Raw genomic sequence first — 13,196 nt, forward strand, 5'->3', positions numbered from 1 at the left:
TGTGTGGTGAGGGAATAACCCCCCTCGCCACAATGGATTCGGCTTGAAAGGAGGACAATCATGGCCTTTACCCTTGAGCTGGAAGAATGGGTCGGCAGTGTCTGGCACCGGTTCATCACCCGCCGCGCCAGTGTCGATTTTCCCGAGGCACAGGTGGCGTTGATGCCTCGGCAACGCGCGCTACATGTGCTGCTTCGCGCCACGGGCGGGGCTCGTCACCTGGGGGTGCAAGCCGTCAGTGAACGTGACCTGCTGCTGCGACGCAGCCTGCTGCAACAGATTGCCGGTACCTGCAAGCAGGTGCCTTTGGCCTGGTGCGATGGCGACAATCTACGGTTGCCGGCCAGCCTGGCGACCTTTCCCGACGCCGCACTGAATGAAGAGCTGTACCGCTGGCTTGCGCTGCTGGCGGCCCAGGCGGGAGAGATGCGGCATTGGGGGCGAGACAATCAGCGCTGGACCCAGGCCGTGCTGCGGCGCTACCCGGCCATGGCCGTGCGGTACCGGCGGCTGGTGGACGCACACCTGTCCCTGCGGCCTGACCCTGCCACGCTCAACAGTGCCGAGGCCGCCCTGGAGCGCGCGGTCTGCCAGGCGTTGCGCGACCCCGGCAGTGTCGAGCATTTTCCGCGCAGTGAACGGGCGGTCTGGCCGTTGCCGCTGTGGCTGTACCCACCCCAGTCGCTGGCCGATCCCCAGGCGGCCAATCTCGAAGAGTCCGAACAGTACCTGGCGACGCCACCCGGGGAGCAGCAGGGCGGTCGCAAGCGTGCCGAACGAATCGACGACAGCAGCCGCGACGGCGGGCTGTTGATCGTTCGCCTGGAAAACCTGTTCAGCTGGACCGAACACGTGGACCTGGATCGCTGGGCGGATGACCGCGAAGACCCGGACGCTGCCCGCGTGGCCGAAGACCTGGATCACCTGACCTTGTCGCGCACCCGGGTGCGCAAGGGCGGTGGCCTGAAACTGCACCTGGACCTGCCGCCCGCCGATGTGGATGACCTTCCCCTCGGTGAAGGCATCCTGTTGCCGGAGTGGGATTACCGCAAACAGCACCTGCAAGCCGATTTCGTCAGCGTGCAGACCTTTGTGCCCCGCGACTGCAACGCCCAGCCGTTGCCGGCACGCTTGCGGCCTTCAGCCCAGCGACTGCGGCGCCAGTTCGAACACCTGCGCAACGACCGGCAATGGCTGCGCCAGCAGACCCAGGGTTCGGAGCTGGACCTGCAGGCCTGGCTGGATTTTCATGTCGAGCGCCAGCATGGCCAGTGCAGCGAGCGCGGCCTGTTCCTGGAACAGCGCCAGACCCGCCGCGACCTGGCCTGCCTGCTGCTGGCCGACCTGTCGATGTCCACCGACGCTCACCTCAACGACGAGCACCGGGTGATCGAGGTGATTCGCGACAGCCTGTTGCTGTTCGGTGAAACCCTTGCGGTGCTGGGGGACGACTTTGCCTTGTACGGGTTTTCCTCGCTGCGCCGCCAGCAAGTGCGCCTGCATGAGCTCAAGGCGTTCGGCCAGCGCTACGACGACCAGACCCGAGGCCGGATCCTGGGGCTCAAGCCCGGTTACTACACGCGCATGGGCGCGGCGATCCGCCAGGCCACCCAGCGGCTGGCGGGCTGCAAGCGGCGACGCAGATTGTTGTTGCTGCTCAGCGATGGCAAGCCTAATGACCTGGACCTCTACGAGGGACGCTACGGTGTGGAAGATACCCGCCAGGCCGTGCTGGAGGCACGGCGCCAGGGGCTGACGCCGTTCTGCATCACCATCGATCGTGAAGCGGGGGATTACCTGCCGTACATGTTCGGCGCCAACGGCTACACCCTGATTCGCCAGCCCGAGCAGTTGCCCCTGCGCCTGCCGCAGTTGTACCGGCAATTGACGCAGGATTGAGGGTCAGACGATGTCGCGGGGCAGCCAGAAAAACATGACGGTGCAAAACACCGTCAAGCCGACGCAAAACCAGGTGAAGCGCCGCAGCCGGCGTTCGCCGGCCAACGCAGCCTCGGCCGGCAGGGGCATGCCGCACTGGCGACATTCGGTTTCTGGCGCGGGGTTGGCCTGCTGGCAATACAGGCAGGTGATATGCGGGCTCATTCGAACTGCTCCAGGCGCAGGCGATCAAGAATGGCGATCTGGCGACCGTCCTGGGTAATGATCTTTTCATCGATCAGGCGCCGGATGATCCGCGAGAAGGTTTCCGGCTGGATCGACAGGTGCCCGGCAATCAATTGCTTGGCCATCGGCAGTTCGAACTGGCTATCGACGGTTTGCAGGCGCACCAGTTGCGTCAGCAGGTAGCGCACCACGCGGTGGGTGGCGTTTTTCAGCGACAGCGTTTCAATCTCGTTGACCCGCTGGTGCAGGCGTACGCAGAGCTTGGCCAGCAGGGCGAACGTTAATCGGCCATTGCTCTGCAACAGCCGCATGTAAGTGGCGTTGGACAGGCGATACAGCTGGGTCGGCCCGACAGCCTCGGCCGATGCGACGTAGTTGGGAGTGTCCATCAGCATCATGGCTTCGGCGAAGGTCTGGCGCTCACCGATCACCTCGAAGACCTTTTCCTGGCCGTCCGGGGTCAGCCGATAGATTTTCACCGCCCCGGAAATCACGAAATAGAACGCCTGGGCCGGTTCGCCCTGGCGGAACAGCGGGTCGCCCTTGTCGATGTTCAGCAGTTGGCTGGAGCTCATCAGTTCGTCGAGCTGCTCTTCGTTCAGAGGCTCGAACAGGTGGTGGCTGCGCAGAATCTGGTGATGGACACGGTGGAGCACCATGGCGTGGATCCTTGTAATGAGAAAGAAATGCTTGGGTTTCAGACCAGGCTCAGGGACAGGCCACTGGCAAGCGCCAGGACGCAGGAAAGCAGGACGAACCAGGTGAGCGAGAGAGCGACAGGTTTCATGGGCGGTTTCCGGCAAGAGGTCTATGCCGTCCCTGAGCAAGAGCCGGGCCATGCTTGCAGGCCTTGTCCGTGGGCGGTTGACGGCGAGCAGGGTAAAAATGACCCTCTCACAAAAGGGTAAAAATCACCGTCATCAGGTAAAAATCACCCTAATCTCCTATGAGAGCGCGCTTGCTCGCGAAGGCGGTGTGCCAGGTAAGCCGATGCACTCGCAGGACCGCCTTCGCGAGCAGGCTCGCTCCCACAGCGGTGGGCGGGGTTTTCTCAAGGTGAACGGCCGCTTCCGGCAAGGCCCTTGCAAGTGCCGTTGCGAGACCGGCGATCGCCAGTGAGCGGGCTTGATCTGAGACAAGTCCCGTCAGCGGCGATCACCGATCATTCGAACCCTGTTTGTCGACCCTTGCCAGCGGGCAGTCCGTGGGTGAGGTAAGGAGTGAGGTATGCAAGTGCTCGACCGTCGCAAGGCCATGGCCATCCTGCCGGTATGGCGCCTGGCGTTCCGGCCGTTTTTCCTGGCCGGGTGTGTGCTGGCGCTGCTGGCGGTGCCCTTGTGGCTGGCCGCCTTCAGTGGGCGCCTGGCGGGCTGGCAGCCGGCTGGCGGCTGGTTGGCCTGGCACCGTCATGAGCTGCTGTTCGGTTTCGGCCTGGCGATCATTGCCGGCTTCCTGCTGACGGCGGTCCAGACCTGGACGGGCACCCCGGGGCTCAGTGGCAAGCGCTTGGCGGCGCTGGCGCTGGTCTGGCTGGGGGCGCGACTGGCCTGGCTGGCCGATGCCCCCTGGCCGGTGCTGGCGCTGCTGGAGCTGGGTTTCGCCCTGGCCGTGGCGGCCTGGATGGGCATCACCTTGTGGCGCGTGCGGCAAAAGCGTAACTACCCGATCGTGCTGGTGTTGCTGCTGTTGGCCGCTGCCGATGGGCTGTCCGTGTACGGCCTGGTCCGGCACGACGAGGGGTTGCAACGCCAAAGCGTGCTCACCGGCCTGTGGCTGGTGGCGGCCATGATGGGCCTGATCGGCGGGCGGGTGATTCCATTTTTCACCCAACGTGGCCTCGGCCGGGTCGAAGGCGTCGCCCCCTGGCCGTGGCTCGATCGCCTGTTGCTGGGCGGATCGGCCCTGGTGGCGTTGCTGTACGCCTTCGGACCGGCGTTGTCGGCCAACGGCGCGGTCGGCCTGTTATTCGGTGCGTTAGCGCTGGGCCATGGGATCCGGCTGGTGCGCTGGCATGATCGTGATCTGTGGCGTGTGCCGTTGCTGTGGTCGTTGCACCTGGCCTACGCCTGGTTGGCGCTGGCCTGCCTGGGCATGGCGCTGTGGCACTTCGGCGCGCCGGTGACGCCGAGCCTGGCCGTGCACAGCCTGACCATCGGTGCCATGGCCGGGTTGATCCTGGCGATGATTGCCCGGGTCAGCCTGGGCCACACCGGGCGTGCCCTTGAACCGCCCAAAGGGATGACGCTGGCGTTCGTGCTGCTGAACCTGGCGTGCCTGAGTCGCGTGGTGCTGGTGCTGGTCTTGCCCTTCGCCGCGCTGTGGGTGGCCGGGTTGTGCTGGGCCCTGGCGTTCGGGCTCTACGCTTGGCGCTACGGTCCGATGTTGTTGCAGGCCCGCGTGGATGGACACCCGGGATGAGTCCCTTGGGCGGAGTGAATCGATGATGTATGGGGTCTTGCTGGTCACGCACCTGTTGGCGGCCATCGCGTTCATAGGCACTGTGTTTTTCGACGTCTGCATCTGGCACGCCGCGCGCCGGCCGTTGGCCGAGACGGCCAGGGCCGCCGCCGACCAGGCGATCGCCCAGCGTTCACGGCACGTGCTGCACGGTGTGGTGCTGCTGCTCTACGGCGCCGGCATTGGCCTGGCCTGGCAGCATCGCGGGGCGTTGAGTCATCCGCTGGACAGCAGCTTCGGCCTGCTGCTGAGCCTGAAGATCCTGCTGGCAACGAGCATCATCGGGCATTACCTGTTGCTGGCGTTCTGGCTTACGCGGGGCCGATTGAGCCCGGCCCGTGCCTGCTGGCTGCGGCGCAGCATCCTGGGGCACATGCTACTGATCGTGCTGTTGGCAAAGGGGATGTTCTATTGGCAGTTTTGAGCCCCCAGCCTTGGGAGTGATTGCAGGATAGGAGCGCACCAATGGTCTTTGTGGGAGCGAGCTTGCTCGCGATAGCGGTGTGTCAGTCGAGATCAGCATTAACTGACCCGACGCCATCGCGAGCAAGCTCGCTCCCACAAGGGGTATGTGTTGTTTGAGGTTAGTGAGCAGGCTTCATCGCGTTGACGAACAGCACGTTGTTCTCCAGGTGGATGTGTTGCATCAGGTCGTCGCGAAACTCCACCAGCCCGCGGTACAGGGCGCGCCAGGTGTTGCAGGCGTCGGAGGGCGGGGTGATCTGGTCGGTCAGGGTGAGCATGGTTTCCAGGGCTTCACCGTGCTGGTCGTGTTCGTAGCGCAGTACCTGGATCGGTGCCGAGGCGCGTTCGCCCAGGCCGTGTTGCAGCATCGGGAACAGCACCTGTTCTTCCTTGAGCATGTGGCCTTCGAGTTCCTGGTACATGTCCTCCAGGTGGTCGGCCAGGCCATTGGGGCAACTGGCGCGGTTGCCGTGCACCAGTTCCACGCGACGGGCCAGGCGGATCAGTTCCGGCAGTTGTTCGCGATGGCGGGCGTGGTAGCGTTCCAGGATATGGGTGATCAGCAGCGCCTGGGGTTCGTCGCGCCAGTCGTGGCCCAGTTCGCCGGCAGCTTGCAGCGTCTTGAGGGCGTCGGCGATCAGCAGCGGGTTCAGGCCCTTGCCCAGCGCTGCCTCGCGCAAGGATTTTTGCCCGCCGCAACAGAAGTCGAGGTTGTAGTGATGAAAGGTACGCGTGGCACCGGGAATGTCGCAGGCCAGTTGGCCCAGGCTTTGTTCCAGCAGGTCGAGGCTCATCATGTTTCCTTGGGTTGAATCCCGGAGCGGGACAGATGAGCAGACTTAGCAGGCCGCATGCCAAGTGCAATGCATTGAAAATCAACCATAATTTTTTGGCCAGGGTCAATCTGACCCTGGCGGTACGGGGTCAATCGGACCCTGGAGGGTAATCACTACCATGCTGCGTGAAAGCCTGGCCGCCGACCTGATCGTCGAGCTGCCCAATGCCGTGCGGTTGCAGCGTCTGGTGCAGACCCTGCGCGAATACTTCAATTGCGGCGCCGTGGGCCTGCTGCGCCTGGACGATGACAGCCTGCGGCCCGTGGCGACCGTGGGCCTGGTCCATGAAGCGCTGGGCCGGCGTTTCGTGATTGCCCAGCACCCACGCCTGGCGGCGATCATGGCCTCGCGCGAACCGACCTGGTTCGAGCCGGACAGCCGCCTGCCGGACCCCTATGACGGCCTGCTCGACCCCCACGTCGGTGAACCGCTGCCGGTGCATGACTGCATGGGCGTGAGTCTTTACGTGGAAGGCCGGCTGTGGGGCGCGATCACCCTCGATGCACTGCACGCCGGGACCTTCGACAGCCGCGCCCATGAAGAGCTCAAACGCTGCACGTTGCAGATCGAGGCGGCGGTGCGGGTCACCCGCCTGGAGCAGGAGAATCGCAGCCTGCGGGCATCGCGCAGTGACCCGGCGGACCTGCGGCTGCCGGCGGAAGAGGGCGAGATCCTGGGACGCAGCGAAGGCTTGCAGCAATTGCTCAACGAGCTGGATGTCCTGGCCGACTCGGAACTGCCGGTGCTGTTGCTGGGGGAAACCGGCGTGGGCAAGGAGTTGTTCGCCCGGCGCCTGCATCGCCTGTCCCGGCGCGGCCATAAGCCGCTGGTCCAGGTCAACTGCGCGGCGCTGCCGGAGTCCCTGGCCGAAAGCGAGTTGTTCGGGCACGTCAAAGGCGCGTTTTCCGGGGCGACGACCGACCGGGCCGGGCGTTTCGATGCGGCCAATGGCGGCACGCTGTTTCTCGATGAAGTGGGCGAATTGCCGTTGAGCGTGCAGGCCAAGCTGCTGCGCACCTTGCAGAACGGCGAGATCCAGCGACTGGGCGCGGACAAGCCGCTGCACGTCGATGTGCGAATCATCGCCGCCACCAACCGGCACCTGCCCGACAGCATTCGCGACGGGCTGTTTCGTGCCGACCTGTATCACCGGCTCTCGGTCTATCCGGTGCCGATCCCACCCCTGCGCGAGCGTGGGCATGACGTGTTGATGCTGGCCGGACATTTCCTCGAACTGAATCGAACCCGCCTGGGCTTGCGCGGGTTGCGCTTGTCACCGGCCGCCGAGCAGGCCTTGCTGGCCTACAGCTGGCCGGGCAACGTGCGGGAACTGGAGCACGTGATCAGCCGCGCTGCGTTGAAGCAACTGAGTCATGGCGCCAGTCGAAGCCTGATCATGACCCTGGAGCCCCAAGTGCTCGACCTTGACGTCAACGCCGGTGCCGGCGGCGCGCAGGCCTTGCTCGAACAGCCCCATGAATCCCCCGATGCGCCGCTCCCACCGCTGGGCGAGGCCGTCGATGCCTGCCAGCGCCAGGCGATTCTCAAGGCCCTGGACCGTTGCGGCCAGAACTGGGCCGGCGCAGCGCGGCTGCTGGAGGTCGACCCGAGCAACCTGCATAAGCTGGCGCGGCGGCTTGGGCTCAAGTAGGGCTTGGCGAGCAGGGTTTTGTGAGCGCCGGTCCAATGTGGGAGCGAGCCTGCTCGCGAAGTGGCCATCCTGAGCAGCACAAGAACCGGCATTGACAATAATCAAGGCCCGCCCATGCAGGGGACTCCACACTGGCCCAAACCACAGTGGAGATCCCCCATGCCCCTTTCCCTGGCAAACATGCGCCGCCAGTACACCCGCGAAGGCCTCGACGAGGCCCGGGCCCCGGACGATCCGCTGGTGCTGTTCGGCCTGTGGATGCAACAGGCCCGCGACACTGAACGTGCGCCGGTGGAGGCCAACAGCATGGTCCTGGCGACCGTGGACGCACAGGGTCGGCCCCATTGCCGGGTGCTGTTGCTCAAGGGCTTCGACGAAACGGGCTTCACCTTCTTCGGCCACTACGACAGCGCCAAGGGTCGCGATCTGGCGCTCAATCCCTGGGCCGCCATGACGTTCTTCTGGCCGGGCCTGGAGCGCCAGGTGCGTATCGAAGGGCCGGTCCAGCGGCTCGATCCGGCGGTGTCGGATGCCTATTTCCAGTCTCGGCCGTTGGCCAGCCGGCTCGGCGCGTGGGCGTCGCCGCAGAGCCGGGCGCTGGCCAATCGCGCCGACCTCGACGCCCGGCTGGCGGACACCCAACGGCGTTTCGCCGAACAACCGGTGCCGCGCCCCGAACAGTGGGGCGGCTACTGCTTGCGCCCCGAGCGGCTGGAGTTCTGGCAGGGGCGCGCCGATCGCCTGCATGATCGCCTCGACTACCGCTGCCAAGAGGACGGGTGGCAGCGCAGCCGCCTGGCCCCTTGACCGCCGAGGGAGGTACCTCCAAGGAGGAATAGGCCCGGTCACGATTGCGGTTCAGGCTGGGCCATCTTTTTCTGACAGGACGGCTCGCCATGGCCCATCTGACGCAACGCCAATTTCAACCGTTGAACATCGCGGTACTCACCATCAGCGATACCCGCAGTTTCGAGACCGACACCTCTGGCCAGACCCTGGCTGATCTGCTGCAAACCGCCGGGCATGTGCTCATCGACCGCGGGTTGGTGAAGGATGATATCTACCAGATCCGCGCCAAGGTCTCGCAGTGGATCGCCGACCCCAGCGTGCAAGTGGTGCTGATGACCGGCGGCACCGGCTTCACCGCGCGCGACAACACGCCTCAAGCCGTCGCGCCATTGCTGGACAAGCACGTCGACGGCTTCGGTGAGTTGTTCCGCCAGGTCTCGCTGGCGGAGATCGGCATGTCCAGCCTGCAATCGCGCGCGCTGGCGGGCATGAGCAACGGCGTGCTGGTGTGCTGCCTGCCGGGTTCGCCAGGCGCCTGCCGTACCGGTTGGGAGCAGATCCTGGCCGGGCAACTGGACAGCCGCACCGGGCCGTGCAATTTCACTGTGCACCTCAAGCCGCAGGACGGCGTCGCTCCGGTGGCGTGCGAGACGCGCTCGTGAGCGCCCTGATGCACGCGCCCCTCTGCGGCTCGGTGTGTGACAGCGGAGCGCTGGTGCCGGTAGACGAGGCCATTCGGCACCTGCTCGACCAGGCGCCGCCGCCCCCGCCCGTGCAGCGGATCGCCCTGGACCTGGCCCTGGCCCGCGTGCTGGCCAGCGACGTGCTTTGCCCGATGAACCTGCCGGCCTGGGACAACAGCGCCATGGACGGTTATGCCGTGCGCGCCGCCGATGTGCCGGCCGCTGGCGGCGCCCTGGCGTTGAGCGGGCGCATTGCCGCCGGTGATGGGCCGGGCGAGCCGCTGCAAACGGGTCAGGCCGTGCGGATCTTCACCGGGGCGCCGCTGCCACCCGGCGCCGACACGGTGGTGCCGCAGGAAAGCTGTCGGGTCGAAGGCGGGCGGGTCTGGCTGCCGGCGGTCAATCGCGGTGATCACGTACGCAAGGAAGGCGAGGAACGTCGGCAGGGGGACTGCCTGCTCAAGGCCGGTATGCGCCTGCGGGCCCAGGAGTTGGGCCTGCTGGCCGGTGCCGGGGTCGCCAAGGTCGAGGTGTTTCGTCCGCTGCAGGTGGGTTTGCTCAGCAGCGGCGATGAGCTGCGCGAGCCGGGCGAGACGCTGGCGCCGGGGCAGATCTACAACAGCAATAGGCACACGCTGGCCGCGTTGTTGCGCGGCTGGGGGTTCGAGGTGCATGACTTCGGTGTCATGCCCGATCAACTCCAGGCCAGCCGGCAGGCGTTGCGCCTGGCCGCCGCCGAGTGCGACGTGTTGCTGACCTCCGGCGGTGTGTCGGTGGGCGAGGAAGACCACCTCAAACAGGCCATCGCGGCCCTGGGCAATATCGACCTCTGGCGCCTGGCAATCCAGCCGGGCAAGCCGCTGGCCTTCGGCGATGTGGAGGGCAAGCCCTGGATCGGCCTGCCGGGCAATCCGTCGGCGGCGTTGATCACCGCGTTGATTGTCGTGCGCCCGTTCCTGTTCCGCGCTCAGGGCGTCGGCGATGTGCAGCCGGTGCCGTTGCGGGTGCCGGCGGGGTTCGACTGGCTCAAGCGCAATCGGCGCCGGCAATACCTGCGTGCCCGCTTGATGACGGATGTCACAGGCCACCTGTGCGTGGAACTGCACCCCCAACAAAGCTCGGCGATGCTGACGGCCGCCTGCTGGGCCGACGGCCTGGCAGTGGTGGAGTGCGAAGCCCAGGTCCACAAACATGAACCGGTGATGTACCTGCCGTTCGCCGGATTGATGCATTGACGGCAATTGATTGCCGTCAAGGTGGCCGGCCGCGGGCTGGCTAGACTGGCGGCCATCTTGGTTCGCTCACGAGGATGCCCCATGCAACTGGTTTGCCCGGCAGGGAATCTGCCTGCGCTCAAAGCGGCGGTGCGCCAAGGCGCCGATGCCGTCTATGTCGGTTTTCGCGATGACACCAACGCCCGGCATTTCGCCGGGCTGAACATGGACGACAAGCAGTTCGACGCCGCTGTCGCCCACATCCGCCAGCATCAGCGCAAGCTCTATGTGGCGGTCAACACCTACCCGCAACCCAAGGGTTGGGAACGTTGGCAGCGCGCCGTGGATCGCGCCGCCGACTTCGGCGTGGACGCGCTGATCGCCGCCGATCCGGGTGTGCTCGGCTACGCGCGCCAGCGTCATCCACACCTGGCGCTGCACCTGTCCGTGCAGGGTTCGGCGACCCATGCCGCCGCGTTGGCGTTCTACGCTGAGCGCTATGACATCCGCCGCGCCGTGCTGCCGCGGGTGCTCTCCCTGGCCCAGGTGCGCCAAGTGGCGGCTGCCAGCCCGGTGCCGATCGAAGTCTTCGGTTTCGGCAGCTTGTGCATCATGGCCGAAGGTCGCTGCCACCTGTCTTCCTACATCACCGGCGAGTCGCCGAACCTGTGTGGCGTCTGCTCGCCCGCCAAGGCGGTGCGTTGGAGCGAAGACGCCCAAGGCCTCAGCGCACGCCTGAGCGAGGTGCTGATCGACCGCTACACCCCCGAGGAGCCGGCCGGCTACCCGACCCTGTGCAAGGGCCGTTTCCTGGTGGGCGGCAAGCGTTTCCATGCGCTGGAGGAACCCACCAGCCTCGACACCCTGGACCTGCTGCCGGAACTCACCGCCATCGGCGTCGAGGCGGTGAAGATCGAAGGGCGCCAGCGCAGCCCGGCCTACGTCGAGCAGGTGACCCGGGTCTGGCGCGCCGCGCTGGATGCCCACCGCGCCGCGCCGCAACGGTTCCGGGTCCAAGAAGAATGGCGCCAGGTCCTGGCCGGGCTGTCCGAAGGCAGCCAGACCACCCTGGGCGCCTACCATCGATCATGGCAATGAGGAAGGAACCCATGAAACTCAGCCTCGGACCGGTCCTGTTTTACTGGGACAAAACCCAACTGGGAAATTTCTATGCCCAAATGTCGGCATTGCCGCTGGACGTGATCTACCTGGGGGAAACCGTGTGCTCGAAGCGCCGGGCATTCTCCCTGGATCAATGGCTCGGCCTGGGCCGCGAGCTGCAAGCGTGCAGCCAGGCGCAGATCGTGTTGTCGAGCCTGACGCTGATCGAGGCCGCCTCGGAACTGTCCTCGTTGCGGCGGCTGTGCGACAACGGCCAATTGCTGGTGGAAGCCAACGACATGGGCGCGGTGCAGTTCCTGGCCGAGCGCAAACTGCCCTTCGTGGGCGGGCCGGCACTGAACCTGTACAACGGCCATTCTCTGGCCCAACTGCTCGACAGCGGCATGGTCCGCTGGGTGCCGCCGGTGGAGTGTTCGGCGGCGCTGATCAGCGACGTGCTGGAGCAAGTGCGGGAAATGGATCGCGCAGTGCCCGAAGTGGAGATCTTCGCCTACGGTCATCTACCGCTGGCGTATTCGGCGCGCTGCTTCACCGCGCGGGCCGAAAACCGGCCCAAGGACGACTGTCAGTTCTGTTGTATCAACTACCCCGACGGCCTGGCGTTGAGCAGCCAGGAGGGCCAGCCGTTGTTCACCCTCAACGGCATCCAGACGATGTCGGGCGAGGTCAGCAATCTGCTGGCCGACTACAACGCCCTGGTGGCCTGCGGGGCCCAGGTACTGCGCTTGAGCCCGCGGGCCCAGGGCATGGACGAGGTGGTCAATGCGTTCGATCGGGTTCGCCGCGGCGAGGCGCCACCGGTGTTCGTGGAGGGCTGCAACGGCTATTGGCACGGCCATGCCGGCATGTTGAAAGTAGAGGAGGCGGGCCTGTGCTGAGTCCAAAGCGATGGTTGCTCAAGGGCGCCGACAGGGTGCTGCCCCTGGTGGGCAAGGTGCCGTTCGTGGTCCAGCGCCTGGCCTTGCAGCAGGCACTGAACCGCTGCCTGGCCGAACCGCTGCGCGATGGCGGCTTCGACCTGTTGCGCGGTCGCTGGTTGTGCCTGCGGGTGCCGGACCTGAAGTTGTGCTGGTACCTGACCCTGGCGCGGGACGGCTTGCGCATCGCCGAGCGGGCCGAAGCCCAGGTCACCATTCGTGGCAACTGGCGCGAGTTCCTGCTGTTGGCCAGCCGCCAGGAAGACCCGGACACCTTGTTCTTCCGGCGGCGACTGGTGATCGAGGGGGACACGGAACTGGGGTTGGCCCTGAAGAACCTGATCGACAGCCTTGACCCCGAGGTCTTGCCGCCGTGGTTGTGGCGCAACCTGGAACGGGCGGGCAAGGGGCTGGCGACCGTGTGATGAAGACGCCGAACGCATTGCCCCTGGTGTATTCCTGCTCCGGTTGCTCCAACGTCGCGCAATTGGCCAACAACGTCGCCTTGCGCCTGGACCGTGCCGGCCTGGCCGAGATGTCCTGCATCGTCGGGGTCGGCGGGCATGTGGCGCCGCTGGTCAACAAGGCCCGCTCGGGGCGGCGGATCATTGCGCTGGATGGGTGTCCTTTGCAATGCGTCCAGGCGTGTTTACAGCAGCATGACCTGCGAGCGGATGTGCATGTGATTTTGAGTCAGTTGGGCTGGCGCAAGCGCTTCGGGGTCGACTGCACGCAAGAGGAGGGGGAGGCGTTGTTCGAGCGGTTGATAGCGTTGATGGGGGTTGATGAGATGGATCGGCCGGGCGGTGAGTAAAGGAGTCACACACCCTGTGGCGAGGGGATTTATCCCCGCTGGGCTGCGAAGCAGCCCCAAAGCCTGAGCCCACGGTGTATCAGGCAGTTGAAGGGGGGCGCTGCGCGCCCCATCGGGGATAAAT

The 13,196-nt window shown here is 65.8% G+C and carries 14 protein-coding genes; 11 read left to right on the forward strand and 3 right to left on the reverse strand.

The features are described from left to right. Positions 1 to 60 precede the first annotated feature (60 nt). Complete coding sequence (locus tag V5F23_RS12250; RefSeq protein WP_047738007.1) at positions 61 to 1,899, forward strand: nitric oxide reductase activation protein NorD; 1,839 nt, start codon at positions 61 to 63, stop codon at positions 1,897 to 1,899. 3 nt (positions 1,900 to 1,902) lie between these two features. On the opposite strand, the gene V5F23_RS12255 is transcribed toward V5F23_RS12250, so the two are convergent. Next, positions 1,903 to 2,103: a hypothetical protein gene (locus V5F23_RS12255; protein ID WP_042729964.1), complete on the reverse strand. Its 201-nt coding sequence runs from the start codon at positions 2,101 to 2,103 to the stop codon at positions 1,903 to 1,905. After that, positions 2,100 to 2,783: a Crp/Fnr family transcriptional regulator gene (locus V5F23_RS12260; RefSeq protein ID WP_042729963.1), complete on the reverse strand. Its 684-nt coding sequence runs from the start codon at positions 2,781 to 2,783 to the stop codon at positions 2,100 to 2,102. Before V5F23_RS12260 ends, V5F23_RS12255 begins: the two co-directional genes overlap by 4 nt. A gap of 568 nt (positions 2,784 to 3,351) precedes the next feature. Here V5F23_RS12260 and V5F23_RS12265 point away from each other — a divergent pair. Then, positions 3,352 to 4,542 carry an NnrS family protein gene (locus tag V5F23_RS12265; protein ID WP_042729961.1) on the forward strand — a complete coding sequence of 397 codons (1,191 nt, stop codon included), beginning with the start codon at positions 3,352 to 3,354 and terminating at the stop codon, positions 4,540 to 4,542. Between the two features lie 22 nt (positions 4,543 to 4,564). Next, positions 4,565 to 5,005 carry a membrane protein gene (locus V5F23_RS12270; RefSeq protein ID WP_042729960.1) on the forward strand — a complete coding sequence of 147 codons (441 nt, stop codon included), beginning with the start codon at positions 4,565 to 4,567 and terminating at the stop codon, positions 5,003 to 5,005. Positions 5,006 to 5,165: 160 nt separating this feature from the next. Here V5F23_RS12270 and ytfE read toward each other — a convergent pair whose 3' ends face one another. Further along, positions 5,166 to 5,840, reverse strand: a complete 675-nt coding sequence (gene ytfE / locus V5F23_RS12275; protein WP_042729959.1) for an iron-sulfur cluster repair protein YtfE — start codon at positions 5,838 to 5,840, stop codon at positions 5,166 to 5,168. Positions 5,841 to 6,000: 160 nt separating this feature from the next. On the opposite strand from ytfE, the gene norR reads away from it, so the two are divergent. From norR to V5F23_RS12315, 8 genes are all read left to right on the forward strand, one after another. Beyond that, the gene (gene norR / locus V5F23_RS12280; RefSeq protein WP_042729958.1) at positions 6,001 to 7,533 is read left to right on the forward strand and encodes a nitric oxide reductase transcriptional regulator NorR; all 1,533 of its coding nucleotides are present in this window, start codon (positions 6,001 to 6,003) and stop codon (positions 7,531 to 7,533) included. 159 nt (positions 7,534 to 7,692) lie between these two features. After that, positions 7,693 to 8,340: a pyridoxamine 5'-phosphate oxidase gene (gene pdxH / locus V5F23_RS12285; RefSeq protein ID WP_042729957.1), complete on the forward strand. Its 648-nt coding sequence runs from the start codon at positions 7,693 to 7,695 to the stop codon at positions 8,338 to 8,340. Positions 8,341 to 8,429: 89 nt separating this feature from the next. Further along, the gene (gene moaB / locus V5F23_RS12290; protein ID WP_042729956.1) at positions 8,430 to 8,984 is read left to right on the forward strand and encodes a molybdenum cofactor biosynthesis protein B; all 555 of its coding nucleotides are present in this window, start codon (positions 8,430 to 8,432) and stop codon (positions 8,982 to 8,984) included. Positions 8,985 to 8,992: 8 nt separating this feature from the next. Next, on the forward strand, positions 8,993 to 10,240 hold the full coding sequence (gene glp, locus V5F23_RS12295; protein WP_042729966.1) for a gephyrin-like molybdotransferase Glp: 1,248 nt from the start codon (positions 8,993 to 8,995) through the stop codon (positions 10,238 to 10,240). 81 nt (positions 10,241 to 10,321) lie between these two features. Beyond that, entirely contained in the window at positions 10,322 to 11,317 is a 996-nt protein-coding gene (locus tag V5F23_RS12300; protein WP_042729955.1) for a peptidase U32 family protein, read from the forward strand. Between the two features lie 11 nt (positions 11,318 to 11,328). Further along, positions 11,329 to 12,219, forward strand: coding sequence for a U32 family peptidase (locus V5F23_RS12305; RefSeq protein ID WP_042729954.1), 891 nt, complete (start codon positions 11,329 to 11,331; stop codon positions 12,217 to 12,219). After that, positions 12,213 to 12,683: an SCP2 sterol-binding domain-containing protein gene (locus V5F23_RS12310; protein WP_042729953.1), complete on the forward strand. Its 471-nt coding sequence runs from the start codon at positions 12,213 to 12,215 to the stop codon at positions 12,681 to 12,683. The genes V5F23_RS12305 and V5F23_RS12310 overlap by 7 nt, the downstream gene beginning before the upstream one ends. Continuing rightward, positions 12,683 to 13,072: a putative zinc-binding protein gene (locus V5F23_RS12315; protein ID WP_123578116.1), complete on the forward strand. Its 390-nt coding sequence runs from the start codon at positions 12,683 to 12,685 to the stop codon at positions 13,070 to 13,072. The genes V5F23_RS12310 and V5F23_RS12315 overlap by 1 nt, the downstream gene beginning before the upstream one ends. Positions 13,073 to 13,196: the final 124 nt, after the last annotated feature.

The organism is Pseudomonas sp. WP18 (assembly GCF_036689585.1).
Taxonomy (GTDB): Bacteria; Pseudomonadota; Gammaproteobacteria; order Pseudomonadales; family Pseudomonadaceae; genus Aquipseudomonas; species Aquipseudomonas chlororaphis_E.